The sequence below is a fragment of the Pseudomonas sp. m6p genome, from assembly GCF_055760375.1.
Genome location: NZ_CM147084.1, coordinates 3,534,713 through 3,560,948, shown reverse-complemented (window position 1 = coordinate 3,560,948; position 26,236 = coordinate 3,534,713). Strand labels below are relative to the sequence as shown.

Here is a 26,236-nt window from a genome sequence, read left to right as displayed (position 1 = left end):
GCTTTTGCGCTTATACTAGCGGTCTTAACGCTTGGGCCGACGGTGCCCGCGCCAGTACGAATCCAAGGAGCTTTTCTATGCGCTGGAGCAATCCTCTCGCTCAGCTATGTGTATGTGCCAGCGTCTTGCTGGTTCCGTTCGCCGCCAATGCTGCAACGGAAGAAGACCCTTGGGAAAGCGTCAACCGCCCGATCTTCCAGTTCAACGACTTCGTCGACACCTACGCGCTCAAGCCGCTGGCGCAGGGCTACGAGTACGTGACGCCGCAGTTCCTTGAAGATGGCATCCACAACATGTTCCGCAACGTCGGTGACGTCACCAACCTGGCGAACAATATTCTGCAGGCCAAGCCCGCAGCCGCTGGTGTCGATACCGCGCGCATCATCTTCAACACCACGTTCGGCCTGCTGGGCTTCTTCGATGTCGGCACCAAAATGGGCCTGAATCGCAGCGATGAAGACTTCGGTCAGACCCTCGGTTACTGGGGCGTCAGCAGCGGCCCTTACGTGATGCTGCCGTTGCTCGGCCCGAGCACCCTGCGTGATGCGCCGTCGAAGTACGTCGACAGCTACACCGGTCCGTACCGCTACATCAACGACGTGCCTGTACGTAACTCGGTGTTCGGCCTGAACATCGTCGACACCCGTGCCAGCCTGCTGTCGAGCGAGAAGCTGATCAGCGGCGACAAGTACACCTTCATCCGCAACGCCTACCTGCAGAACCGCGAGTTCAAGGTCAAGGATGGTCACGTCGAAGATGATTTTTAATCTCGACCGATGACAGAAGGCGGCCCGTGAGGCCGCCTTTTTTGTGTGCGCTTATTTCATCTTCAGAATGCTCAGGCCGAGTTTCTGGCTGTCGCCATCCTGGGCCTTGACCCAGACCACTTCGGTCTCCGCTTCCAGCCCGCTCAAGGCGGCATGATCGGAGTCGATGCGCACACTCAAGCGGTCGCCAACCGCGAACTGGCGCGGCGCTTCGACCTGCATGCCGCTGCTCGAGAGGTCGATGCACACGGCTGATACCTCATCACCTTCATGGATCAACACCACATCGGCATCGACCCGCATGCGGATGAAATCACGCTTTTCGCTGTAGTCCCGACCGGTTTGACTCATGGTTTTGACCTTCCATTGGGTTACGGTTTGAGCGGTTCTTATAACTCTCGGTGATTTGACAAGTAAAGTCGTCAAGCGACCATCGGCGCATGCTTGAAACGCCCCGCGGATGGGAGTACCGTCTGCGCCTTAGAAGGGCACCTCTGGTGCAATCGCGTTCCGGGCCACTGCTCGAAAGCGGTGCAGCAGAGAGGCTAGAAAGCGAATCCAGTAGTCTGAGCCGGGCCGATGCCCCGCCTGCTACGCCAACCTAATTCTGGCGCCGTTTGCCCACATGCCAAAAACCAGTGCCACGCTGCTGATAATCGATGATGACGAAGTAGTGCGCGCGAGCCTCGCGGCCTATTTGGAAGACAGTGGTTTCAGCGTCCTGCAGGCCAGCAACGGCCAACAGGGTCTTCAGGTATTCGAGCAAGACAAGCCCGACTTGGTCATCTGCGATCTGCGCATGCCGCAGATGGGTGGTCTCGAACTCATCCGTCAGGTCACCGAGCGGTCACCGCAAACGCCGATGATCGTCGTTTCGGGTGCCGGCGTGATGAACGACGCGGTCGAGGCGCTGCGCCTGGGTGCGGCGGACTACCTGATCAAGCCTCTTGAAGACCTGGCCGTGCTCGAGCACTCGGTGCGTCGCGCGCTGGATCGTGCGCGCCTGCTGCTGGAGAACCAGCGCTACCGCGAGAAGCTGGAGAAGGCCAACCGCGAGCTTGAAGCCAGCCTGAACCTGCTGCAGGAAGACCAGAACGCCGGTCGCCAGGTGCAGATGAACATGCTGCCGGAAAGCCCGTGGCGCATCGACGAGTTCCAGTTTGCCCACCAGATCATCCCGTCGCTGTACCTGTCGGGTGATTTTGTCGACTACTTCCGCGTCGACGAGCGTCGGGTGGCGTTCTACCTGGCCGACGTGTCGGGGCATGGTGCCTCTTCAGCGTTCGTCACCGTGCTGCTGAAGTTCATGACCACGCGCTTGCTGTTCGAATCCAAGCGCAACGGCACATTGCCGGAATTCAAGCCTTCGGAAGTCCTTGGTCATATCAACCGGGGGCTGATCAGTTGTAAGCTGGGCAAACACGTCACAATGGTCGGTGGAGTCATCGACGAGGAGACCGGTTTGTTGACCTATAGCATCGGCGGCCATCTGCCGTTGCCTGTGTTGTACACGCCTGACAGTGTTCGTTACCTCGAAGGCCGCGGTTTGCCGGTGGGCCTTTTCAACGAGGCCACTTACGAAGATCACGTGCTTGAGCTGCCATCGACGTTCAGCCTGACGCTGATGTCCGACGGTATTCTGGATCTGTTGCCAGAACCTACGCTCAAGGAAAAAGAAGCCGCTTTGCCACAACGGGTGAAGTCGGCGGGCGGCAGCCTGGATGGTCTGCGGCAAGTGTTTGGATTGGCCACGCTAGGGGAGATGCCGGATGATATCGCCCTGTTGGTGTTGAGCAGGAACCTTCAATGAGTACCGGTAGAATCCAGTTCGCCGAGCAGGACGGCACCTTCGTCCTGAAGTTCGTCGGTGAAGTTCGCCTGACCCTGTGTTCGGCGTTGGATGCGACTATTGAGAAAATCTTCACTGCGTTGAATTTCAACGCGATCGTGATCGATTTGACCGAAACCCGCAGCATCGACAGTACCACCCTTGGCCTGTTGGCCAAGCTGTCGATCCTGTCGCGGCAAAAGGTCGGCCTGCTGCCGACCGTCGTCACCACCCACGAAGACATCACCCGGCTGCTGCAGTCGATGGGCTTCGAGCAGGTGTTCAACATCGTCAACCACCCGGTGCCGTGCCCCGAGTGCCTGGACGACCTGCCGGATCAGGACCAGTCAGAAGAAGTGGTGCGGATCAAGGTGCTTGAAGCGCACAAGATCCTCATGGGGCTGAACGATTCCAACCGTGAAGCCTTCCATGACCTGGTGAACGCCCTCGAAAGACACTGATTCTTTGGGGTTGAGGTTGTCTGTTCCGGCCTCTTCGCGGGCAAGCCCGCTCCCACAGTGATTGAGTGAACCCGAGATCTTCATTCCACACCTGACCCTGTGGGAGCGGGCTTGCCCGCGAAGGCGTCATTCCAGACGATGAATCTTCCGGCACTGCATAAATAAAAAGGGCGAACCCAACCGGGTTCGCCCTTTTTGCATTTCAACCGCTCAGATCACAGTTTGGCCTGCAGCAGCGCCTCAAGTTTCTCCTGGTCACGGGCAAACTGACGGATGCCCTCAGCCAGTTTCTCTGTAGCCATCGCGTCTTCGTTGGACAGCCAGCGGAATTGCGCTTCGCTGAGGCTCAGGCGCGCTTCGCCGGCGTGGCCCGGGGCGAGTTTGCGCTCCAGTTTGCCAGTGTCTGCCGCGAGCTTGTCGATCAGGTCCGGGCTGATGGTCAGACGATCGCAGCCGGCCAGTTGCTCGATCTGGCTCAGGTTGCGGAAGCTGGCACCCATGACCACGGTCTTGTAATCATTGGCCTTGTAGTAGTTGTAGATGCGGGTGACCGACTGTACGCCCGGATCATCGGCACCGGTGTAGTCGTTGCCGTTGGCCTTTTTGTACCAGTCGTAGATGCGGCCCACGAACGGCGAGATCAGGAACACCCCGGCGTCAGCGCAAGCAGCAGCCTGAGCGAAGGAGAACAGCAGGGTCAGGTTGGTCTGGATGCCTTCCTTTTCGAGGATCTCGGCTGCGCGGATGCCTTCCCAGGTCGACGCGATCTTGATCAGCACGCGGTCACGGCCGATGCCGGCCTTGTCGTACAGCTCGATCAGGCGATGCGCACGCTTGAGCACGGCGTCCTGGTCGAACGACAGGCGCGCATCCACTTCGGTGGAAATGCGGCCCGGGATCACTTTGAGGATTTCCTGGCCGACGGCGACGCCGAAACGGTCGCTGGCCAGGCCCACGTCGCCCTTGCAGTCGCTGACGCAAGCGTTCAGCAGCTCGGCGTAAGCCGGGATGGCAGCGGCTTTGAGCAGCAGGGAAGGGTTGGTGGTGGCGTCGACCGGCTTGACCCGGGCGATCGCTTCGAAGTCGCCGGTGTCGGCAACCACGGTGGTCATCTGTTTGAGTTGTTCCAGCTTGGAAGTCATGGGTGTGCTCTGTCCTGTGGGTTTGACGACATTACCCGAGCGCTGACGGCCACTCAAGGGCATCAAGGCGTAACGGGTTCCCCGGCGGCAACAACCTGAGAACGGCTGTTTGAAGGGTGGGGCGCGGTATCGATGAATACGATGCCAAAATCGGCCGCAGGTTCAAAGCAACTGACGGCCAGCGCCCCTTGAGCACATTGATGGAGGTTATTGCTGGCTCAGCTGGGTTTTGACCGCAGTTTCTGCCGGTTTCGGCTGGCCATCGGACGTCAACAGACCGAAATTCTTCTCGCGGTCATTGCTGCCGGTGTCGCTGTTTTTCCACTCGTAGATCGAGGTCAGGGCAATGTTGCGGGTTTTGATATCGGCCACGAATGCGCTGATTTTGCTGGCCTGACCCTCAATCCCGCCGTTGGAGGCGAGCGCCGAGATGCCCCATTCGCTGATCACCCCCGGCAGATGGAAGTTCTGCTGGATAAACGCCTGGGCGTTGCTGATCTGTGTACCGGTCATGCCGTACGGATGGTAGGAAACCGCGTTGAGGCATTTGGGGTATTCACTGACGATTCGGTTGAGTGCCACCGTCGACGCCGAGCCGGCCGTTGGCGGCCGGGCAAAACCAAAACCGATCACCGGGGCGGCGGGTGGCTTGTCCTGCAGGGTCTTGCACGCCGCGCTCATGAACGGCACGAACGTCGTGTCGAAGTTACCGGTCGGCCAGTAGGTGCCGAGGTCCGGTTCATTCCACAACTCGATCGCCACCAGTTGTGAGCCATAGGTCGCTGCCAGGCTGGTCAGCGCGTTGGCATACGCGACCCCCGCGTTCGCCAGATCATTGGCCGGTAACGGCTTGGTCGCGCGCAGGGTCATCAGCACCGGAAGACCAGCAGCGCGGGCCACGGCGAAGGCATCGCTGATCTGCTTCTGGTAGGCCGCGCTGGGCAGGCTGTCAGTCCATACGCCAAAACGCACGAAACTGAAGCCGGTGGCTTTGACGCGCTCGGCGTCCGCAGCGGAAAAGGTCTGGACTTTGACCTGAACCCCGATGGTTTTATTGGCGGGCAATGCCGGGAACAGTTCATTGGCCTGGCACTGGCCGGTTGCCGCCAGCAGTAACAGGGTCAGGGCGCTCAGGGGTTTGAGATGGGCTGATTTCATGTCGGTTCTCCGGGTGAGAAGTGACAACGGCGAAAAGGTATCTCGAGATAACTGTTTCGAAACTGACAATGGCACTAAGTGCGCCAATGTTATTTTTTGTCAGGAAAACCAGACCTGAAAATCACAGTTATTTTTAGTCCGTTAATTGTGTTTTGGCGGCTTTTGAGGCTGTGGTACTTAATACGCTGGTACTAACAGGGCGAATCTATTTCTGAGTGCAGGATGATCTAGTGGGTTCATTAAGATTCGCACTAGATGTTGGCAGAATGATATTACACAGGAAAGTAAACCTTGTTCAGAAATATCCTGGTTGTGTGCGTTGGCAATATTTGCCGAAGTCCGACAGCAGAACTTCTGCTGCGCAACGCGCTGACCCCCTCAACCATCTCCGTGACTTCCGCAGGCCTCGCAGCGCGAGTCGGCGAAGGCATGGAAGCCTCGGCACGCCAGGTGCTGGAAGACCACGGGCACAGCGCCGAGGGGTTCAAGGCGCGGCAATTGACGACCGATATCGTCAATGCATCAGACCTGATTCTGGTCATGGAAAAACAACATGTGAATCAGGTGCTGAAGATTGCTTCGCACGCCCGAGGCAAAGTGTTTCTTCTTGGCAAGTGGCAGAGCGAACGAGAAATACAGGATCCGTATCGTCAAGGTAAGGCCGCTTTTATTCATGCCCATGCATTGATTGAAGATGCTGTTAGCTCGTGGGCGCAGCGCCTCGGACATTGATGAATATTCTTCAGATCAGTGAATGGTAAGAAAGACTTATGCAGTTACCGTCAGTAATCGCCAACCGTGATAACGATCAAGACAGTATTGATCTTCTCGGCATATTCGGCAGTTTGATCGACCAGAAATGGCTGATCGGTGCATTCACCGGTGCCTTCATGGCCGCCGGCGTTGCCTACGCGGTATTGGCGACGCCGGTGTACCTGGCGAACGCGCTGGTGCAGGTCGAACCGAAAAAGAACGACATGCTCGGCTTTTCCGACCTCAGCAGCATGCTCGGTGGGCAATCGCCGTCGGTGACCGAAATCGGCATCATCAAATCCCGCGCGGTGATCGGCAAAACCGTCGACGACCTGCGCCTGGACATCGACGTCACCCCCAACACCTTCCCGGTCATCGGCGGTTTTCTCGCCCGGCGTTATCGCGGTGAAACCGAGTCCAGCGTGGCACCGCCGCGTTTTGGCTTCAACAGCTACGCTTGGGGCGGCGAGCGTCTAGAATTCGCCCGGCTCGATCTGCCCAAAGAACTGTTGGGCAAGAAGCTCACCCTGATTGCAGGTGAGCAACAGCACTTTCAGTTGCTCGATGACAATGACAACCTGCTGGTCGAGGGCGTCGCCGGCGAAGCCTTCGCGCAGGACGGCGTCGAGGGGTTGGTCGAACGTCTGCAAGCCAACCCGGGTGCCCGTTTCGAAGTGGTGCGCAATCCACGGATCGTGACCATTCAGGGTTACCAGGATGCGCTGGATATCTCCGAGCAAGGTAAAGAGTCGGGGATTATCCGCCTGGCGCTGGCCAGCGCCGACGCCGCCGAGGCGGTGAAAATCCTCAACAAGATCGCCGCGCTCTACGTCGATCAGAACGTACGTCGGACCTCGGCGGAAGCGGCGCAAAGCCTGGCGTTCCTGCAAAGCCAGTTGCCGCAGGTCAAGCGTGATCTGGCCAAGGCCAGCGACGCGCTGAACGCTTACCAGACCCACGGCAAGACCGTGAACATTTCCCTGGAAACCCAATCGGTGCTCGGCCAATCCGTGGCGCTGGAAACGCGGATTTCCGAGCTGAAAATGCAGCAGGCGGAAATGGATCGCAAATTCACCAAGCAGCATCCGGCCTATCGCGCCTTGATGTCGCAGATCGGCGAATTGACCCAGCAGCAGAAATCGCTGGAAGGCAAGGTCGGCGATCTACCGGCGACGCAACAGGAGCTGCTCAACCTGACCCGCGATGTGGAAGTCGCTTCGCAGATCTACACGCAGTTGCTGAACAAATCCCAGGAGCTGGACATCGTCCGCGCCGGTGCGGTGGGCAACGTGCGCCTGATCGACCCGGCGGATGTCGACCTGAGCAGCCCGGTCAAACCGAAAAAAGCCCTGATCGTGCTGATCGCGACGTTCCTCGGCGCCTTTGTCGGCGTGGCGCTGGTGCTGTTGCGCAAATCCCTGAGCAAAGGCCTCGAAGGGCCGGAAGCCATCGAACAGCTCGGGCTGCCGGTGTACGCCTCGATTCCTTACAGCGCTTTGCAGCGCGACGAGGACACGAAAAAGGGCCGGGCCAAAATCACCGCTGAAACACCGGCCTATCTGCTGGCGTTGCGCAACCCGACCGACCTGTCCATCGAGTCGATCCGCAGCCTGCGCACCTGCCTGCATTTCGCCGCGCTGGATTCGACCAACAACCGCATCATGATCTCCGGCCCCAGCCCGCAGGTCGGCAAGACCTTCGTCTCCTCCAACCTCGCCGCGGTCATGGCGCAGAGCGGTCAGCGCGTGCTGCTGATCGACGCCGACATGCGCAAGGGCCACCTGCACAAGACGCTGAATGTGCCGATCGCCAATGGCCTGTCGGATCTGCTGGTCAAGCGCTGCAGCATCGAGCAGGCGATCAACACGGTGGAAATCGACAACCTGCACTTCATCAGCCGTGGTCAGGTTCCACCGAACCCTTCCGAGCTGCTGATGCACGCCAACTTCCGCGATCTGCTCGCCGAGCTGAGTCAGCGCTACGACGTGGTGATCATCGATACGCCGCCCCTGCTGGCAGTGACCGATGCGGCGATTGTCGGACGTGAAGCCGGCATCAGCCTGATCGTCACCCGGTTTGCAGTAAACCCGGCCAAGGAAATTGAAGCGACCATTCGCCGCTTCGCGCAGAACGGCATCGAGCTCAAGGGCGCGGTGTTCAACGGCGTCGAAAAGCGCGCTGCCAGCTATTACGGCAATGGCAGCTACGGCTATTACAACTACGAATACGCGTCGGACAAATCCTGAGATTCAGGGACGTTCCAACAGGCATGAAAGTGGGTGGGTTGTGAAGAAAATACTGCACGTGGCAGAAACGATAAAAGGTGGGGTCGCCACCGTTATCCGCACGATATCGGCGTCGCCCGAAGGCCAGGCCGCGAACTACGAATGGGTCTATCTGGTGCCGCTCGACCAGAAACAGGAGCTGCACGGCATCGATCAGAGCCAGATTCGCACGTTCGTCAGATCCGGGCGTAACGTGCCTTCGCTGCTGCGCTTTGCGTGGGAACTGGCACGGACGCTGCTCAAGGAAAAACCCGATGTGGTGCATCTGCACAGCACGTTTTCCGGGGTGATCGGCCGCTGTGTTTGTGTGCTGCTCAAGCCGTGGCGTCGGCCGAAAATCGTCTACTGCCCGCACGCGTTTTCGTTCCTGATGGAAAGCTCGCCCATCAAGCAGAAGGTCTACGCCTCGATCGAGCGCGTCTTGCAGAAAGTCACCGACGTGATCATTTGCGTCAGCCGCTACGAGATGGACAAAGCCGCGCGGTTCGGTATCGAGCGCAAGCGCATGCGCCTGATCTACAACGGCATCCCGCACAAGGATGACGCACCGAGGGCCGACAACCCCGCGCCGATTCATCTGCTGTTCGTCGGTCGCCTCGATTACCAGAAAGGCTTCGACGTATTGCTCAAAGCCTTCGCCAAGGTACAGCGCAACGATCTGAAGCTGACCGTGGTTGGCAGTGCGGTCAACGAGGACACGGTCGAGTGCCCGCAGATGGACGCGGTCGAGTACCTGCCGTGGGTCACGCCGGCCGAAGTGCAGGCGCTGTATCAACAGGCCGACGCGCTGATCGTGCCGAGCCGCTGGGAGGGTTTCGCCATGGTGCCGCTGGAAGGCATGGCCATGGGTTTGCCGGTGATCGCCAGCAACTGCACGTCGCTGCCCGAACTGGTCACCCATGAAGTGTCCGGCTACGTCTTTCCCACCGGTGATCACCAGGCGCTGGCCGATGTGCTGGCGCGAATCCAGAAGCCGCGGTTGCTCGACCTCGGCAGCGAAGGCCGGAACATCGTGCGTGAGCGCTTCAGTGCCGCGCTGATGATCCGCCAGACCTACGACGTGTATTGCGCTCCCACTTATTAAGTAGAACTCAGCTTATGAACGTAACGATTTTGCATGGCTACAGTGCGTCCAACTCCGGTGACGGCCTGCTCGTCGATCTGGCCATCGCGTTGGTGCAGCGCAACTTTGGCGAAGACACCGCGATCAATGTCGTGGCCTCCGACCCGCAGTCTTTCGCCTACCTGCCGCACCCGCGTTTCGATGCGCCGGTGATGGCGGCCAAGGGCCTGGGGCGGGTCAAGCAGGCGGTGTTCCTCAATCAGTCGTATGCCGGGCTGGCGGATCTGTTGCGCAAGACCGATCTGATCGTCGGCGTCGGTGGCGGCTACATGCGCTCGAAAAGCGCCTTCGAACACATCAAGCTCAAACTCGGCCACGCCAAGCAACTGGAAACGGCGATCCTCAGCAAGGTGCCGTCGGTGTACCTGCCGCAAAGTATCGGCCCGTTCCATGGCGAGAGCCGCAAGATCGTCGATCACTACGCCAGCGCGGACGCGGTGTTCGTGCGCGATAACCGCTCCTCGGCAATGTTCGATGCCTGCGAAAACGTCTACCGCGCGCCGGATCTGGCGGTGCAGTCACTGGCCAGCAAGATTCTTCAGCAGCCGAAGTTCACCCGCTGTGCCGCGTCGCCGGCCACCGTGTGCGTGGTGCTGCGCAAGCCGCCGGAGTGGAGCAAGGAAAAGAAAGTCGCCTACGTCGCCAACCTGAAGTTGCTGCTGCAGCGTCTGAAGAACAAAAGCAAAGTGGTTTGCGCCGTACAGAGTGCCGTTCGCGGTAACGACGACGGTGCGTTCTATCGCGAACTGGGCATCAGCGAAGACCTGCTGTCGTTGAAGGCGACGATTGCCAAATATCAGCCGGACCTGGTGATCTCGGTGCGCCTGCACGGCGCCATCGAATCGCTGTTGTCCGGCGTCCCGGCGTACCACATCAGCTACGAGCGCAAAGGCTTTGGCGCCTATCAGGACATGGGCGTGGAAGACTGGGTGATCAATGGCGGCGACATCAATGTCGACACCATCATCGACACCGTGTACGCGCCGAACGCGCTGTCGAACTTCGGCAAGCGCCTGACCGACACCTGCCGCGAAATCGAAGCCAAGACGGTGATGATGGACGAGATCATCAAAGGCGTCGTTCGATGATATTTCGCTTGCTGCTGCGCGGCGGAGCCTTGGGCGCGAAGTTTCTGCTGGTGTTGGCCATCACCCATTACCTGGGCTACGAAGCGCTGGGGTTTTATGGCGTGGTGGTCGCCGCGTCGCTGATCGCTTCGAAGTTCTACAGCGTTGGTTTCAGTTCCGAGATCAACCGGTTGATCAGCGTCGGCGGCAGCTCGCGGCGGGTGGTCGACAAAGTCATGCTGCTGTACCTGGCGGTGGGGCTGCTGCTGTCGCTGCTGACGGTGGGGATTTACTCGCTGTTCCAGCAGGTCGAGGCGAGCACCGCGCTGATCCTCTGCGTGACGCTGGTGTTGCTCACTGAACACCTGTCGTTCGAGATCAACTCGTTCGTGTTTTCTGCGCAGAAAGCCACCGCGGGCGCGCTGCTGTTCTTCATCAAGACCGGTCTCTGGGCGCTGCTGGCGGTGGGCGCGATGATGCTCGACTGGGTGTCGGGCATCGCCAGTGTGCTGTGGTTGTGGGTGGCCGCCAACGTGCTGGTGATCGTCGCCGGTTACCTGATCGTGGTGAATGTGCACAAGGGCCGGGTCAGCGAAGCGCTGACGACGGCGACCGTGTGGAAGGCCGGGTTGCCGTTTTATTTCGGTACGGGCTTGATCGCGCTGAGTCAGTATGCCGAGCGCTTTCTGATTGCCGACCTCGAACCCTACGCCAGCCTCGGCAAATACGTGTACGCGTGGTCGGCGGCGAACACTCTGCAGGCGCTGTCTTACGCGGTGGTGGCGGTAGTCGGCATTCCGGTGCTGGCCAAGCGGTTTCAGGCGGATCAACAGGCGTTCAGCGTCCGGCAGTTGTTCGTCAACAAGTGGGTGATGCGCTCGTTAGCGGTGTCGGCGGCGGTGGCCGTGCTGATCTATCTGTTCTTCAACGTGGTGCTCGATTACGTCGCCAACAGCGTGCCGCGTCCGGATAACGCACTCCTCGGCGTGTTGATCTTTTCCTTTGCTCTGCGGGCCATTGGCGACATCGTCTGGGGCGGTCTGATCGCCTCGAAAAACAGTCGGGTGTCATTCGCCAGTGCGGCGATTTGCTTGCTGGTGTCGGTGCCGGTCAGCTTCCTGTTGATCAAGCACTATTCGATTTATGGCGCGGCGTGGGGCAATGTCTTTGCGATCATCGTGCAGCTCGGGGTGATCGCCGTGTTGACTCGGGCGACCCGTGCCAAAGGGGCGCTGGCATGGGGTTGAAGTTGCCGTGTATCGAGTTTCGCGGCCGCAAACTCGATTCTTCGCTGTCGTTCCTGATTCTGTTCACCGGGTTGTTTCTGTCGGTGGCGATGCCGCTGCTGATCCCGCGCGATCCGGGGCCGGATGCGATGACCTTGTGGTCGTCCTACGCCCGCGCCGACAACTGCAATTTCTGGAACCCGTTCTCGCCGGATCGCTCCTCCTACGAGTGTTCGGCGTTCCTGCTGCGGCCCACCGGGATCAACCTGACCAACGCCTGGGCCTACGGGATGTTCTGCAACTTCTTCCTCACGGCGATCCCGGTGGTGGTGTTTCGGCGCATGCCGCTGGCGATCTTCGGCACCCTGTGCCTGTGGGGTGTGGTGCGTTCGTTTTTTCTGGAAAACCTGACCAAGGAAATCATCGTCTCGGTGGCGGTGCTGAGCATTTTGTTCAGCGCATTGACGCGCAAATACCGCGGCGGATTTTTTCTGTCGGCGGTGATCTATGGCGTGCTGATCCGGCCTTACTGGATTCTGTTTTCGCTGTCGTGGGTCGGCGTTTGCGTGATGAAAAAGTACGTGTCGCGTTTCACCTTCTTCCTGATGCTGTTCCTGTTTTACCTGGCGGTGGCCATGGCGATCCAACTGGCGCTGGGCTTTCCGGTGTCGTCGATTCGAGCCAGCAACAACGAGTTGCGTACGGCGGGGGAGGAGGGGTCGAAATCGCTGATCGTCTCGTGGCTCAGTGGCAGCGACTTCGTCTCGCAGGCGCTGGACTCGATGATCATTTTCTTCCGGTTGTCGTTCCCGGTGGAGCTGATTCTGTTGTCCGGGCCGGGCCAGGTGATCTTCGTCGCGCTGATGATCATGACCGCGCTGCTGCTGTTCAAAGTCATCACGTCCACCGATTACAAAGGTGCGCCGATCGAGACCAAACCCAAGGAACTGATCGCGATCCCGCTGGCGTTTCTGTTAGTGCAAGGCTTGTTCGAGCCGGACTTCGGCTCCTTCGCCCGGCACTTTTCCATGGTGGTGCCGGTGCTGTTTGTCGGCCTGGGCCTGATGTTGCGTGCGAACAAACCGGTGCGGGTTGAATCACGCGTTCTGAATTGAGGCAGGTGCTGTATGTCGAGCAAGAAAAAATCGCTGGAGATCGAAACCCTGCGTGGTCTGGCGTGCCTGCTGCTGGTGCTCTATCACGTCATCGGCCCGTTGGGCGGAGGGCTGAAAATCGATCTCGGCTCGCCGTTTCGGGTGATCGCCGACTCGATGGTGTACGTGCGCATGCCGCTGTTCACCTTTATTTCCGGCTACATCTATTCGATCTACAAAATTCGCGGCAATGACTTTTCCGCATTCTTCAGCGGCAAGGTGCGACGGTTGATCGTGCCGTTGTTTTGCGTCGGTGTGCCGTTCTCGGTGTTGCAGGCGGTGGGGCCGGGGGTGAACAAGGACGTCGGCGTGATCGATGCGTTGCTGTCGTTCTGGGTACCGGTCAATCACTTCTGGTTCCTGCAGGCGGTGTTCATCATTTTCATGTTCGTCGGCCTGCTGGAATGGCGCGGGATGCTGCGTTCGATGTCGCGCTTGTATCTGCTGTTCGCCTTCGCTGCGGCGCTGTTTCTGCTGCCGCCGTTCAAGCTCGATGCGTTCGGCATCAATGGTGCGATTTACCTGCTGCCGTTTTTTGTGGCGGGGATGATTGGCCAGGAAAATGTCGAAGCGTTGAAGCAACGGTTCAAGGTGATCGGGCCGCTGGTGTTTGTGTTGATCTCGCTGACGCTGCTGTACGTGGCAGCGATTGATCGCGAGTTGATTGTCGACCGCCGCAGCCTGATCGGCTTGACCGTGGGCTGCGTATCCTGCATCGCCTTGCTGTCGAGTGACATGCGCTCGAAATGGCTGACCTGGCTGGGCGGCTACTCTTACGCGATCTTTCTGTTTCATGTGTTGTTTGCGGCGACTTCGCGGTTTGTCATGGGGCGGCTGGGTGTGAAAGACGAAAGCATTCTGGTGCTCAGCGGATTGCTCTTCGGCTTGCTGGGGCCGGTGGTGCTGTCGATGATTTTCAGTCGCTTCAATGTCACTTCGGTGCTGTTTTTGGGCGAGCGTGCGGCGAAGAAAAAATCGCTGGCGAGCATTGCTCCGGTGGTGCCGGCCAATAGCTGAAAAGCTTCGCGAGCAGGCTCGCTCCCACAGGGTTCAACGGAGGACACAAGACCTCTGTAGGAGCTGCGGCACGCTGCGATCTTTTGATGTTGATGTCAAAGATCAAAAGATCGCAGCCTCGTTTCACTCGACAACTCCTACAGGGGATTGGCGTATGACGTCGATCCAATGTGGGAGCGAGCCTGCTCGCGAAGGGGCCATTCCAGACTGAAGGAAATAACGCATGTTGGCAGTAAATGACGCTCAGCCCGTCGCGGCGTCGGTGGTGGAAGTGGGCGATGCCCGCGAGCGCTTTGCGCAGTGGCGTGAAGGCAAGGCCGGGAAGATTTTGTCGGTCTCGGTGATCGGCGACAGCTACAGCGCCGGGCAGGATTTCTACCTGAACAAACTGGTACAGCGCGTGGCCGGCGAAGTCGGTTTTGCCGGCCCCGGTTACGTCGGTTTCAACCACGGCGCCGCGCTGGGCGGCACGCATTTCAAATACACCCGCAGCAGCGAAAAATACTTCGGTGGTGGCTGGCAAGTGTCCGGCCTCGGCCAGGCCAGCCCCGACAGCCGCACGGTGACCGGCAAGCCCGGCGCCTGGCTGCAAATCGATGCCAGCCCGACACCCGCCATCGACACCCAAGTCACCCAGGCGAAATTGCTCTACCTGGGCAACGGCGAAGCCAGTGAGCTGCGCTACCGTTGGACACCCTCGGAAGACTGGCAGCCATTGACGCTCAAGGGGTCGGGCGTTCAGGAAGTACCGCTTGCAGGTCTCTCTTCAGCGCCAGACTGGTCATTCAAACTGGAAGTGGTGAAGGGCGCACCGACCTTGTTTGGCCTGTGGCTGAGCAACGATCAGCACGGCGTGCGGGTTTCAAAACTGGCGGCCTCGGGCGCGGCCTCGGCGGATTTCTATCACCAGAACCCGCAATGGCAGGTGCAGTGGAAAGCCGCCGTGTCGAGGATCCCCGCCGACATTTACCTGATCATGCTCGGCGGCAACGACCAGGGTTTCGGGGTCAAACCCGAACAGTACCTGCACAACGTTCAAGGGTTGGTGGCGATGATCCGCGAGATCCAGCCGGCGGCGAGCATCAACCTGATCATGCGTCAGGACACCACGCGGTCCAGTGCCTATCCGATGTCGGCGTATGCGCAGGTTCTGCAGCCATGGGCGCATGAGCAGCAGTTGGGCTTTGCCAATCTGCAATGCGCGTTCGGCCCTGACGTCAAACGCTATGCAGCGGCGATGATCGGCCCGGACAAGATTCATCCGCAGCCGGCCACGGGCGGGAAAGTGATTGCCGATTACTTCTATCGCTGGATCGTCAGTGGCATCAATGCGGACAGTTGCGACCCAACGAAACCCCTGTAGGCGCTGCCGAAGGCTGCGATCTTTTGATCTTGCTCTTCAATACAAAATCAAAAGATCGCAGCCTTCGGCAGCTCCTACAGGGGTGGTGTTTTATTTGAAGTTATCTATCTGGCTCAGGAGCTCCGCAGTCTTCTGCGGCATCAGTTGCGTCGCACACCGAGTCTCGACATTGATGATGATCGCCGGCTCGTTGCAGCACAGGCGTACGCGGAAGCGCCAGTCGCTGAAGATCACCTTCAGGCCATCACGATCGTCCATTTCCAGCGCCTGCTCGGCATACAGGTGTTTCAGATGGGCGAGCAGAGGATAGGGATCGGCTAACGGCCGGCGAATGTCGCCGGACGAAGGAAACATGCCGATGCGTTCCACCAGCAGAATACTCCCCAGCCACGACTCGTTGGCGCTGGGCAACGGCTGATGGCGTGACAGCCAGCTCACCACCCCGAGGTTGCCCACCTCCCGTTCAATCTCTGCTGCATGCTGTGCCATGTTCATGGTTGCCTCCTGAAAAGAGAAGTGGGCGGGGACCGTTCAGCGGCCCTTGAGGTAGACGTTGTCGTAGCAGAAGTTGGTCGCCTGCAGGTAACCCTCGGCGTCGCCGCAGTCAAAGCGCAGGCCCTTGAACTTGTAAGCCAGCACGCAACCGTTTTGCGCCTGTTTCATCAGCGCGTCGGTGATCTGGATCTCGCCGCCCTTGCCCGGTTGGGTGTCGGCGATCAGGTCGAAGATGTCCGGGGTGAGGATGTAGCGGCCGATGATCGCCAGGTTCGACGGCGCGTCCTGCGGCGCCGGTTTTTCCACCATGTTATTGACCCGGTAGATGCCCTCGGACATCAGTTCGCCGGCGATCACCCCGTACTTGTGGGTCTGGTCGGCCGGGACTTCCTGGATGGCGACGATCGAGCAGCGGAATTTTTTGTACAGCTGGATCATCTGCGAGAGCACGCCATCACCGTCCAGGTTCAGGCACAGGTCATCGGCCAGCACCACGGCGAAGGGTTCATCGCCGATCAACGGGCGGCCGCTGAGAATCGCGTGACCGAGGCCCTTCATTTCCACCTGACGGGTGTAGGAGAAGGTGCAGGTGTCGATCAGCTCGCGGGTACCGGCGAGGAATTTCTCTTTCTCGGTGCCGCGGATCTGGTGTTCGAGTTCGTAGCTGATGTCGAAGTGGTCTTCCAGCGCACGCTTGCCCCGACCGGTGACGATGGCCATGTGTTGCAGGCCGGCGTCCCGTGCTTCTTCAACGGCGTATTCGATCAACGGCTTGTTGACGATCGGCAGCATTTCTTTCGGCATGGCTTTGGTCGCCGGCAAGAAACGCGTGCCGTAACCGGCAGCGGGGAACAAACATTTACGAATCATAAAAGTATCCTGGACAGTCATGGAACACAGGCAACGGGTGCGCGCACTTATCAAAGCGCACGAGTTTCAATGATTATTGAACGAGTACTTTAATACCTGAGTCAGGTTGTTAATGGCAATTAGCGCAGGGGGTAAAACATGACAATGTTATGAGATGTCGGTTAAGGCGTTATTAGTTATTTTTAGTCGGTATCTGTTGATAGTGATGAGTGTACTTGGGGTGCTAATAAGTACCGGGCAATACAGTTTGACCTGCAAAAATATTTATTGCCAGTGGTTGAACTAATTTTGTTTAAGGCTGTTGTCGTCCTTATTTGTGTGGTGCGCCACAGATTCAATGAAAGGGACTTGACAGGCTACTTGTCACTTATCCAATGACGGACCGCGCTATGAAGATTCTGGTAACGGGTGGCGCCGGCTATATCGGCTCGCACACCACACTTGCGCTGCTTGAAGCAGGTTATGAAGTTGTTGTACTGGATAATCTTTGCAACAGCAGCGATGCGGCATTGCACGCGATAGAAGGTATCTGCGGCAAAAGCGCGTTGATGATTCGCGGCGATGTCTGCGACCGGGCGTTGCTCGACCGGATTTTCCAAGAGCATGCGATCGACGCGGTGCTGCATTTTGCCGGGCTCAAAGCCGTCGGCGAGAGCGTGCGCAAGCCGCTGGATTACTACGAGAACAATGTCGGCGGCAGCATCACCTTGTGTCAGGCGATGGCCGCGGCCGGGGTGTTCCGGCTGGTGTTCAGCTCGTCGGCCACGGTGTACGGCGAGCCCGAGCAGATGCCGATCCGCGAGGATTTCCCCACCGGTATTCCGACCAATCCTTACGGCCAGTCCAAGCTGATCGTCGAGAACGTGCTGCGCGACCTGAGCCTGGCCGAGCCGCGCTGGAGCATCGCCTTGCTGCGCTACTTCAACCCGATTGGCGCCCACCACAGCGGGCACATGGGCGAAGACCCCAATGGCATTCCCAATAACCTGCTGCCTTATATCAGCCAGGTCGCGGTCGGCAGCCTGCAGGAGCTGTCGATTTTCGGCGACGATTACCCGACCATCGACGGCACCGGGGTTCGCGATTACATCCATGTCGTCGACCTCGCCGATGGCCATCTCAAAGCCCTGCAATCGATTGCCGATCGTCCGGGCATTCACACCTGGAACCTCGGTACCGGCGACGGCTACAGCGTGATGCAAGTGCTGCATGCCTTCGAACAAGCCAGCGGGCGTCCGGTGCCATACCGAGTGATGCCGCGGCGCAGCGGCGATATTGCCGAGAGTTGGGCCGACGCCTCCAAGGCCGCAAGAGAACTCGGCTGGAAAGCCACGCGCAGTTTGCAGGACATGGTCACCGATACTTGGCGCTGGCAATCGAATCATCCGCGCGGTTATCTCGAATGATGTCGTTCTAATACTGAATGTTAGTTTCGGTCAGCTGTTAGATATCGTCGGGAAAATACGCTGGAAATGCCTTTTGCAAGTCCGTAGATATAAACCTGCCGTTCGACTTTTATCAGTTGGGTAAGACTGTGAAAGGACGACGGATCTTGTTCGCGATTTTCGCGAACTTGAACGCTACCACCGCTAACTCAGGCCGGTTTTTAACAGGCCGAATGTTAGAAAGGAGTTGATATGAAAAAAGTGATGGCGATTGCCCTGTTGACGATGTTGAGCAACTGGGCGTCCGCTGCTGAAGCGCCGCTTACTGCGGTGACCAATGTATCTGGCAGTGTCGCGGCTTCTACAGCGCCTGCTGCCAGTACTGCAATGGTTGCCAGTGCAGTCGCGGCGTCCAACAGCGGCGGAAGTGCCAACGGCGGTACCACGGGCACCACCGGTACTACCGGCACCACTGGCACGCACAACTAACAGGAACATTTGTTAGTGCAGTACAGGGTCGCCCGACGCAAGTCGGGTGACTTTATTTTTAGATTCGCCCTTGAATAGCGTAGTGCCATTATGACTCGTAGTTTTTCTCTTTTGCTGTTGGCAAGTATCGCTTTGCAAGGTTGCATGTTTTCCCCCGGCCAATACCTGAGCACCGGCAACATCACGCGCCAGGGCGCCAGCGAAAGCAGTCGGGTCGAGCTGATTCCGATCACGCCCAAGCTGATCTCGATGACCCGCGCCACGCAAAAGCGTGAGTCGGTACCGACGGAACTGTTGGCAACGCCGGCGGAATACCGCATCGGCAGCAACGATGTGCTGTACATCACGGTCTGGGATCACCCGGAGCTGACCGCGCCTTCGGGGGCACAACAGCAGATCGACGCCAACGGTCGACTGGTGCGCTCCGATGGCACGCTGTACTACCCGTTCATCAAGGAAGTGCAGGCGGCCGGCAAGACTATTCAACAACTGCGCTCGGACATTGAATCCCGCCTGTCGGCGTTCATCGCCGAGCCGCAAGTGGATGTCGCGGTGCTGCGTTTCGCCAGTCAGAAAGTGGTGGTTTCGGGCGCCGTGGCCAAGGCCGGTCCGCAGCCGATTTCCACCAACCCGCTGAGCGTGGTCGAGGCTCTTGGTACGGCCGGCATCGACACCAACAACGCCGATCTGTCGGGCCTGTTGCTGACGCGCAATGGCCGGGTGTATCCGCTCAATCTCGACTCGCTGAACCAGCAGGACTCCGAGTTGCAGCACGTCTTCCTCAAGGGCGGCGATCAGTTGTATCTGCCGTACAACGACAACAAGCGCATCTATGTCATGGGTGAAGTCAACCAGCCCCGTGCGCTGAGCTTCAAGACCGCAACGATGAACCTCTCCGACGTGCTCGGTTCGGTCGGCGGCTTGAGCCAGACCACCTCCAATGGCAACGCGGTGTACGTGATTCGCGGGGTGGAAAACCTCGATGTCGAGCCGGCGAAAATCTATCAACTGGAAGCTCAGTCGCCGACCTCAATGGCACTCGCTTCGCACTTTGAGGTGCGTCCGCAGGATGTGGTGTACGTCGGCCCGGCCAACGTCACGCGCTGGAACCGCTTCATCAGCCAACTGGTGCCGTCGGCATCGATTGTCGGGACCGGGGCTTCCGCTGCGAAGAACTGGAGCGAATTCAGTAACAACAGCAAATAAGGCCGACCGTGAAAACCTTGAAAGTGGGCGTCTGCCTGATGGCGGCCTTGATGTTGTGTGGCTGTAACCCGCTGATGACCGCCTCGGTGCGCAACCTCAAGTCGGCGGTGATCGGGCCGGACGAGCTGGACGTGAGCGCGGCCCAGGTGGCCGAGGTCAAGTATCCGCAAGTCAAACTGACCACGCCGTCTGGCTCCGGGGTGCTGGCGCTGGTGCGTGAGCGTGAAGACCTGCAGTTCTGGGTGGCTTCCGGCAAACAGGTGTTGCTGCTGCGTGACGGCCTCGCTGTGCGCACCATCGGCCTCGGCGTCGAGGGCGACCTGGACGGTACGCGGCTGGCCGACGACGCGCCGTTCAAGCGCGGCCTGCATCAAGTCGCCGATGGCTTCACCAGTCAGCGCTGGATCGACCTGTACAAGGGCCAGGAAGTCGGTTTGATCGTCAACAGCCGGTTCTCTCGCCGAGCCACGCAAACCCTGCACATTCTCGACAAGGAATACACCGTGCTGCGTGTCGACGAACGCATCGACGTCCCGGCCATCGGCCTGCGCGCGACCAACCATTACTGGGTCGATCCGCTGGACGGTTTCATCCTGCAAAGCGAGCAGCAACTGACCACGCAACTGCGCGTGCGCATCGTGCAACTGACCCCTGATCGCAGGCATCTGCCGTGAAGCGCTTACGGATGTTATCGGCAGGTTTGCTGTTGCTCAGCGGCGCCAGTCAGGCAGCGGTCATGGTCAGCGGCGATGTGGCCAATCCGGGGCCGGTGGAATTGCCACCGGGCGGGCGCTTGCTCGACGTGATCAGCGTGGCGGTGCCGAATGCCGAGGGTTACTGGCTGGCTGGCGTGTTGCTGCGTCAGTCGTTGCTGGAACAGCAGGCGCGGCTCAAGGCCGGCGTGTTGTTCGATCTCGATGTGTTGCAGCGTATGGCTTCGTTGTTTGACCGACCGAGCCGCGCGGCGCTGGCGCTGCGCCTGGCCGAGCAGGTGCGGCAGATGCCGGTCACCGGGCGCCAGGTAGCGGACCTCGATCCGGTCGCGGTGGAAGTCGGTTTCGCGCGCAACATTCGTTTGGACGACGGCGATCGGCTGATCTACCCGAAACGGGTCGACGAGGTGCAAGTGTTGGGCGCGGTCGCCGAAACCTGTCACCTGCCTTATCAGCCTCTGCTGGAGGCGCGCGAGTACCTGGAAAGCTGCACACCGCTGGACGATGCCGAGGCCGATTACCTGTGGCTGATCCAGCCCAATGGTGCGGTGCGTCGGGTGGGTATCGCCCACTGGAATCGCGAGAGCGGGCAGTTCCCCGTGGCCGGCAGCAAGATTCTGGTGCCGGTGAAAAATGATGATCTGGATCCGCCTGTTCCTGAACTGAATCAGCAGTTGGCCGAATTGATTGCCACGCAGCTGGCTGAGGTGGTTCGTTGAAGTTACGTGTTGCAGCTGTGTTGTTATTGCCGTGCGGTCTGGTGCATGCCGAGCCGCGTATTACTCAAAATGATTTCGGTGGCACCGGTCTGTTGCAGACCCCGACCGCGCGCATGGCGCCGGCCGGCGAACTGAGCGTCAATGCCAACCGCACCGAGCCGTACAGCCGCTACAGCGTGTCGTTGCAACCGCTGGACTGGCTCGAAGGTTCGTTCCGCTACACCGCGATCACCAACCGGCCGTACGGCTCCGAGGCGCTGAGCGGCAGCCAGAGCTACAAGGACAAGGCGGTCGACGCCAAAGTCCGGCTGTGGCAGGAAAGCCACTGGGCGCCGGAAGTCGCGCTGGGCTTCCGAGACATCGGTGGTACGGGCTTGTTCTCCAGTGAGTTCTTCGTCGCCAACAAACGCTTCGACAATTTCGATTTCAGCGCCGGCATTGCCTGGGGTTACCTGGGTAATCGCGGCGACCTCGACAACCCGCTGGGCTACGTCAGTGATCGCTTCGATACCCGACCGGCTCTTGAAGGGACCGGTGACGTCAACTCCGGCTCGTACTTTCGCGGTCGGCCGTCGTTCTTTGGTGGCGTGAGCTATCAGACGCCGTGGGATCGACTCAGCCTGAAGCTCGAATACGAAGGCAACGACTACAAGCACGAGCCGAAGGACAACGTGATCAAGCAAGACTCGCCGATCAACTTCGGTGCGGTGTTCAAGGTGGCTGATTCGGTGGACGTCAGCGCGGCGTGGGAGCGCGGCAATACGGCGATGTTCGGCATCACGTTTCACACCAATTTCGTCAGCCGCAAGGCGCCGGCCAAGACCTACGACCCGACGCCTGAACCGCTGCCGGCGAAGATGCCGACCACGCCAATGGAACAGGTCAACTGGGCCGACGTGTCGCAGCGCCTGCAGCAGAATGCCGGGTACAAGGTCGAGCGCATCAGTCAGCGTGATTCCGAGCTGATCGTCTACGGCGAGCAGCAGCGCTACTTCCATTCGTCGAAGGCTGTTGGTCGCGCGAGCCGGATTCTCGATAACAGTGTGAACGACGACATCAACTGGTTCACCGTGGTCAACAAGCGTTACGACCTGCCGCTGGAAGAGACCAGCGTGCCGCGCCAGACTTTCCGCGAAGTGATCAACAACGAGGAACCGCTGGAGTCGTTGCACCGCACCACCGAGATCAACCCGGCGATGCCGCACAACGAGAAAACCCTCTACAGCGAAGCGCCGCAGCACTTCAGTTATGGCGTCGGCCTGGGCTTCAAGCAGAACGTCGGCGGCCCGGATGGCTTGCTCTATCAATTCAGCGCCGATGCGGACGCGGAGTACCGCTTCAACCGCAATACCTGGTGGAACGGCTTGCTCAGTGCCAACCTGATAAACAACTTCGACAAGTTCACCTACGATGCGCCGAGCGGCCTGCCGCGGGTGCGTACCGATTTGCGTCAGTACCTGACCACCTCGGAAGTGACCATGCCGTTATTTCAGGTCAGCCATGCCGAGCAGTTGGACAAGGACCTGTATGGCATGGTCTACGGCGGTTATCTGGAGTCGATGTTTGCCGGTGTCGGCGGTGAGGTGCTGTTCCGGCCGACCGGTGAGCGCTGGTCGGTGGGGGCGGATCTGAACTATGTGCGTCAGCGCGAGTTCGACCAGGGTTTCGGCCTGCGCGACTACTCGATCTGGACCGGGCACATCACTGGCTACACCGACTTGCCCTACGATACGCTGGCTGCAGTCAGCGTCGGTCGTTACCTGGCCGGCGACTGGGGCGGTACGCTGGACATCTCCCGCGAGTTCTTCAACGGCGTGCGCTTCGGTGCCTGGGCGACGATCACCACGGCTGGCAGTGCCGAGTACGGGGAGGGTAGTTTCGACAAGGGCATCTACCTGTCGATCCCGTTCGACGAAATGATGAGCATGTCAACCATGCGCCGCGCCAATCTGGTCTGGGCCCCGCTGACCCGTGACGGCGGCGCCAGGCTCAATCGCAGCTTCCAGCTGCACTCGATGACCGATAGCCGCGAGGGTGACATGTTCTATCGCAACTTCTCGAAGATTACCGAGTAAACCCGGAGCCTTCTCGGGACCTGTGGGAGCGGGATGAACTGGATATCCCGATCCACCCCCGATCCCTGTGGGAGCGAGCCTGCTCGCGAAGGCGTCAGTCCATTCAAAATCTATGTTGCCTGACCCACCGCTATCGCTTGCAGGCAAGCTCCCACAGTGATTTTGTGGTGTGCCCGATTTGAGTGAACACCGCCGGACCCTGTGGGAGCGGGCTTGCCCGCGAAGGCGTCGGCACTGCCACCTTCGCAACAGCCTGACCCACTACCCAAATCCCGCCCACAAAAAAGGGGACTTTCGTCCCCTTGCGGTATCGCCTGGCTTGTCACCAGTCCATCAATAAATATCTTTCGACAACAGCGTAAATGGCGTCTTCACCAGGATCTTCAGATCCAGCCACAATGACCAGTTGTTGATGTAATGCAGGTCCATCTCCACCCGACGCTGCATCTTGTCGAGGGTGTCAGTCTCGCCACGGCAGCCGCTGATTTGCGCCAGGCCGGTGATGCCCGGTTTGATTCGGTGACGAGCCATGTACGCGAGGATTTTCCCCGAGTAGTAGTGGTTGTGCGCGACAGCGTGAGGACGCGGGCCGACCAGGGCCATCTGCCCTTGCAGCACGTTGAACAACTGCGGCAGCTCATCCAGAGAGGTGCGGCGGATGAAGCGCCCGACGGCGGTAATACGCGAATCATTGCGGCTGGCCTGGATCACCTCGCGATCATCGTGCACGCGCATCGAGCGGAATTTCCACACCTGAATCACCTTGCCGTTCCAGCCGTGACGATCCTGCTTGAAAAATACCGGCCCCGGCGAATTGATCTTCACCGCCAGCGCGATGAACAGCAACACCGGGCTCAACAGAATGATCGCCAGCAGCGCCACGCCTTTTTCCACCAGACTTTTGCTCAACGCAGCAGTAGGGCGGCTGGTCAGCGGGCTTTCGTTGAGGCAGATTGCCGGCAGACCATCCACGACCTTCACCGAGTGGTTGAGCAGGGTCAGACTGTTCAAGTCCGGCACCCAGACCACATCAACGTTGGCCCCGAGCAAATCGACGTACATCGCTTCGATTTTCGCCGCTTCCGCCAGCGGCAAGGTGATGTACAGACGGCGGATGTCATGATCCTTGATCAGTTGCAGCAGATCCTCCTGATCGCCCACCACCCGCGGTGCATCCGAATCCAGAACCGGTTTCGTGCCATTGCTGACCAAACCTACCAGTGGCAGGTTTTCCACCAGACTGATCTTCTGCGCCAGGCCCAGCGCCAACTCACCCGTGCCGACAATCAGGGTTTTCTGCGCACTGGTGCGCGAACGCTGGTAGTACTTGGAAAACGCATGCAGCGGCGCGTACAGCAGCGCCTGACCGAGGAAGCCGTACACCGCCCAGCTCAGCGTCACTTCACGGGAAAACACCTCGTCGGCCTTGCACACGAACGCGATGCCGGCCAGCGCGAGCATGGTCATCGACCAGCCCATGAGCAGACGTCCCAGACCCGTCAGGTAATTGTCCTGTTTGCGATAGACGCCGCTGAACGTGTACGCCGGTACCGAGGCCAGTACCGCCAGTGTTGCGCACAGGCGGTAATAGAACTCGACGGTGCCGGTATGGCGTTCTGCAAGTACGAACAACAGCGCGACAATAAAACCTTGCGCCAGCGCCCATTGGCCCCAGAAGGTAAGTCCCTTGAGGCCGTTATTTCGATTGATCCGTAGAGAGAGTTCCATGAGATATCCCCAGAAATACGTCCATTCAGGTTTCGACAGTTAAAGTCCGAGTTGCTAGATAGGCTTGTTGTTGTTATTGGACGAGTGTCCTGAGGTAACAACGTCGATAGGCCGAACTGTCGTCAATCAATAGACTAAGTTATTGCCGGAGAGGGTGTCTGACGAGTTCTAACAAGATGGCACTGTGCCAAATTTCGAATAATCAAATACAAGGCTGTTAGAAAAGGTCGTGGAGCAAGGGGTGAATAAATGATGTTGTGTTTGTTACTGTAGGAGGGGTGGAGGCAGGGAGCTTTTATTTACCAGGGAGGTGAAGTCAAACAGAGTGCTCTTGTTGTTTTTGTAATCGCACTGTTTTCTGTTTGTTTTGTTCGCGGAGATCGTGCGTGTTTACGCAACGATTTCCTGGATGAGGCAATAACCGCGGTTTCTTACGGCACGGAACAATCGCTCCCCATTACTGGCGCTTTTGAACTTGTCCTGCAGGCGACTCAGGCACATCTCCAGGCCACGATATTGCTCCGGTTCACGGCCGATGCTGAGGATCAGATCGTCGCGGCTGACAACGCGCTCTTCGTGATGGAGCATTTTGCGCACCAGCGCGGTTTCCAGTCCGGTCAGGCTGATTTCGACGCCTTCCTTGATCAGGGCACCTTGATCATCGTCCAGATGCCAGGTCGTGTTGCCAGTGGCAGCGTCTTCAATGGCGGCAGTGCGGTTGTCGCTCTCTGCACTCTGAAACGGCTTCGCCGATTGTGCGGACAGCCATTCCGATTCGAGGGTGGCGAGGATGCGCTGGGTGTCGTGTTCAATCGTGCGGGCCACGTGTTTGCGGGTGCCGCTTGGGTAAGAGAACTCCATCAGCATGGGCGCGGAAGAGGGCGAAGTAGCACCTTCAATAAACATTTGTGCCTGAGACGTGCCAAACGAATTGAAGCGCTCGCTGGACAGAATGCTCTCAAGTTCACGCTGCGACGTTGTACTGTGAGTCACGACGACAAAATATTTTCTCGGGAGGGTTGTACTCGTTTCCATGTCTCTCTCCTAAAATGTGCACCAAAATGGGCGAAAAGATAAATCGGCAGGCGAGCAATGACTTCCTCGGAAGTAATCGACAGGCAGGGTCTGGGCTTAAAATGGCCCTCGATAAGTTCCACTCGTTCTGCTGCTATGTTGTGAAGTTTATTGTTATGGTTCGGTGTAGCCGTGCTC

General features: G+C 59.0%; 24 protein-coding genes. 17 read left to right on the top strand and 7 right to left on the bottom strand.

Annotation, left to right across the window (positions count from 1 at the left end):
- Nucleotides 1-77: 77 nt before the first annotated feature.
- Nucleotides 78-767 (top strand): MlaA family lipoprotein, encoded by a 690-nt coding sequence (locus ACYZUM_RS16120; protein ID WP_041074007.1) that lies wholly within the window; start codon nucleotides 78-80, stop codon nucleotides 765-767.
- Nucleotides 768-818: 51 nt separating this feature from the next.
- On the opposite strand, the gene ACYZUM_RS16115 is transcribed toward ACYZUM_RS16120, so the two are convergent.
- Nucleotides 819-1,118 (bottom strand): PilZ domain-containing protein, encoded by a 300-nt coding sequence (locus tag ACYZUM_RS16115; protein ID WP_095668728.1) that lies wholly within the window; start codon nucleotides 1,116-1,118, stop codon nucleotides 819-821.
- Between the two features lie 274 nt (nucleotides 1,119-1,392).
- On the opposite strand from ACYZUM_RS16115, the gene rssB reads away from it, so the two are divergent.
- Together rssB and rssC are read left to right on the top strand one after the other, a co-directional pair.
- The gene (gene rssB / locus ACYZUM_RS16110) at nucleotides 1,393-2,577 is read left to right on the top strand and encodes a two-component system response regulator RssB (RefSeq protein ID WP_108183328.1); all 1,185 of its coding nucleotides are present in this window, start codon (nucleotides 1,393-1,395) and stop codon (nucleotides 2,575-2,577) included.
- The gene (rssC, locus tag ACYZUM_RS16105) at nucleotides 2,574-3,056 is read left to right on the top strand and encodes an anti-sigma factor antagonist RssC (protein ID WP_003226553.1); all 483 of its coding nucleotides are present in this window, start codon (nucleotides 2,574-2,576) and stop codon (nucleotides 3,054-3,056) included. The genes rssB and rssC overlap by 4 nt, the downstream gene beginning before the upstream one ends.
- 215 nt (nucleotides 3,057-3,271) lie before the next feature.
- On the opposite strand, the gene tal is transcribed toward rssC, so the two are convergent.
- Nucleotides 3,272-4,198, bottom strand: a complete 927-nt coding sequence (tal, locus tag ACYZUM_RS16100; protein ID WP_108183327.1) for a transaldolase — start codon at nucleotides 4,196-4,198, stop codon at nucleotides 3,272-3,274.
- A gap of 207 nt (nucleotides 4,199-4,405) precedes the next feature.
- On the bottom strand, nucleotides 4,406-5,356 hold the full coding sequence (locus ACYZUM_RS16095; RefSeq protein ID WP_108183326.1) for a glycosyl hydrolase family 5: 951 nt from the start codon (nucleotides 5,354-5,356) through the stop codon (nucleotides 4,406-4,408).
- A gap of 291 nt (nucleotides 5,357-5,647) precedes the next feature.
- On the opposite strand from ACYZUM_RS16095, the gene ACYZUM_RS16090 reads away from it, so the two are divergent.
- The 8 genes from ACYZUM_RS16090 (at nucleotide 5,648) to ACYZUM_RS16055 (ending at nucleotide 15,344) form a co-directional block, all read left to right on the top strand.
- Nucleotides 5,648-6,088: a low molecular weight protein-tyrosine-phosphatase gene (locus tag ACYZUM_RS16090; RefSeq protein ID WP_108183325.1), complete on the top strand. Its 441-nt coding sequence runs from the start codon at nucleotides 5,648-5,650 to the stop codon at nucleotides 6,086-6,088.
- A 38-nt stretch (nucleotides 6,089-6,126) separates the two neighbouring features.
- Complete coding sequence (locus ACYZUM_RS16085; protein ID WP_108183324.1) at nucleotides 6,127-8,355, top strand: polysaccharide biosynthesis tyrosine autokinase; 2,229 nt, start codon at nucleotides 6,127-6,129, stop codon at nucleotides 8,353-8,355.
- A gap of 40 nt (nucleotides 8,356-8,395) precedes the next feature.
- On the top strand, nucleotides 8,396-9,478 hold the full coding sequence (locus ACYZUM_RS16080; RefSeq protein ID WP_108183323.1) for a glycosyltransferase: 1,083 nt from the start codon (nucleotides 8,396-8,398) through the stop codon (nucleotides 9,476-9,478).
- 14 nt (nucleotides 9,479-9,492) lie between these two features.
- The gene (locus ACYZUM_RS16075; protein WP_108183322.1) at nucleotides 9,493-10,605 is read left to right on the top strand and encodes a polysaccharide pyruvyl transferase family protein; all 1,113 of its coding nucleotides are present in this window, start codon (nucleotides 9,493-9,495) and stop codon (nucleotides 10,603-10,605) included.
- Nucleotides 10,602-11,831 (top strand): MATE family efflux transporter, encoded by a 1,230-nt coding sequence (locus ACYZUM_RS16070; RefSeq protein WP_142579776.1) that lies wholly within the window; start codon nucleotides 10,602-10,604, stop codon nucleotides 11,829-11,831. The genes ACYZUM_RS16075 and ACYZUM_RS16070 overlap by 4 nt, the downstream gene beginning before the upstream one ends.
- Entirely contained in the window at nucleotides 11,822-12,925 is a 1,104-nt protein-coding gene (locus ACYZUM_RS16065) for a hypothetical protein (protein WP_047600104.1), read from the top strand. Before ACYZUM_RS16070 ends, ACYZUM_RS16065 begins: the two co-directional genes overlap by 10 nt.
- 12 nt (nucleotides 12,926-12,937) lie before the next feature.
- Entirely contained in the window at nucleotides 12,938-13,981 is a 1,044-nt protein-coding gene (locus ACYZUM_RS16060) for an acyltransferase family protein (RefSeq protein ID WP_108183320.1), read from the top strand.
- Nucleotides 13,982-14,204: 223 nt separating this feature from the next.
- The gene (locus ACYZUM_RS16055) at nucleotides 14,205-15,344 is read left to right on the top strand and encodes an SGNH/GDSL hydrolase family protein (RefSeq protein WP_108183319.1); all 1,140 of its coding nucleotides are present in this window, start codon (nucleotides 14,205-14,207) and stop codon (nucleotides 15,342-15,344) included.
- 90 nt (nucleotides 15,345-15,434) lie between these two features.
- Here ACYZUM_RS16055 and ACYZUM_RS16050 read toward each other — a convergent pair whose 3' ends face one another.
- Together ACYZUM_RS16050 and galU are read right to left on the bottom strand one after the other, a co-directional pair.
- Nucleotides 15,435-15,839, bottom strand: a complete 405-nt coding sequence (locus tag ACYZUM_RS16050) for a phosphohexomutase domain-containing protein (protein ID WP_108183318.1) — start codon at nucleotides 15,837-15,839, stop codon at nucleotides 15,435-15,437.
- A gap of 36 nt (nucleotides 15,840-15,875) precedes the next feature.
- On the bottom strand, nucleotides 15,876-16,709 hold the full coding sequence (gene galU, locus ACYZUM_RS16045; protein ID WP_047295217.1) for a UTP--glucose-1-phosphate uridylyltransferase GalU: 834 nt from the start codon (nucleotides 16,707-16,709) through the stop codon (nucleotides 15,876-15,878).
- 389 nt (nucleotides 16,710-17,098) lie between these two features.
- On the opposite strand from galU, the gene galE reads away from it, so the two are divergent.
- From galE to ACYZUM_RS16015, 6 genes are all read left to right on the top strand, one after another.
- Nucleotides 17,099-18,115 (top strand): UDP-glucose 4-epimerase GalE, encoded by a 1,017-nt coding sequence (gene galE, locus ACYZUM_RS16040; protein ID WP_108183317.1) that lies wholly within the window; start codon nucleotides 17,099-17,101, stop codon nucleotides 18,113-18,115.
- 231 nt (nucleotides 18,116-18,346) lie between these two features.
- The gene (locus ACYZUM_RS16035; RefSeq protein ID WP_003226528.1) at nucleotides 18,347-18,583 is read left to right on the top strand and encodes a hypothetical protein; all 237 of its coding nucleotides are present in this window, start codon (nucleotides 18,347-18,349) and stop codon (nucleotides 18,581-18,583) included.
- Between the two features lie 90 nt (nucleotides 18,584-18,673).
- Nucleotides 18,674-19,789 carry a polysaccharide biosynthesis/export family protein gene (locus ACYZUM_RS16030; RefSeq protein WP_473060849.1) on the top strand — a complete coding sequence of 372 codons (1,116 nt, stop codon included), beginning with the start codon at nucleotides 18,674-18,676 and terminating at the stop codon, nucleotides 19,787-19,789.
- Nucleotides 19,790-19,797: 8 nt separating this feature from the next.
- A complete protein-coding gene (locus ACYZUM_RS16025; protein WP_108183315.1) occupies nucleotides 19,798-20,463 on the top strand; it encodes a YjbF family lipoprotein in 666 nt (221 codons plus the stop codon).
- Nucleotides 20,460-21,221, top strand: a complete 762-nt coding sequence (locus ACYZUM_RS16020; protein ID WP_317453251.1) for a capsule biosynthesis GfcC family protein — start codon at nucleotides 20,460-20,462, stop codon at nucleotides 21,219-21,221. The genes ACYZUM_RS16025 and ACYZUM_RS16020 overlap by 4 nt, the downstream gene beginning before the upstream one ends.
- Entirely contained in the window at nucleotides 21,218-23,296 is a 2,079-nt protein-coding gene (locus ACYZUM_RS16015) for a YjbH domain-containing protein (protein ID WP_108183313.1), read from the top strand. Before ACYZUM_RS16020 ends, ACYZUM_RS16015 begins: the two co-directional genes overlap by 4 nt.
- 333 nt (nucleotides 23,297-23,629) lie before the next feature.
- Here the strand turns inward: ACYZUM_RS16015 and ACYZUM_RS16010 are convergent, their stop codons facing one another.
- Nucleotides 23,630-25,024: an undecaprenyl-phosphate glucose phosphotransferase gene (locus ACYZUM_RS16010; RefSeq protein ID WP_108183312.1), complete on the bottom strand. Its 1,395-nt coding sequence runs from the start codon at nucleotides 25,022-25,024 to the stop codon at nucleotides 23,630-23,632.
- A 390-nt stretch (nucleotides 25,025-25,414) separates the two neighbouring features.
- On the bottom strand, nucleotides 25,415-26,059 hold the full coding sequence (locus tag ACYZUM_RS16005; RefSeq protein WP_041074648.1) for a winged helix-turn-helix domain-containing protein: 645 nt from the start codon (nucleotides 26,057-26,059) through the stop codon (nucleotides 25,415-25,417).
- Between the last annotated feature and the right edge of the window lie 177 nt (nucleotides 26,060-26,236).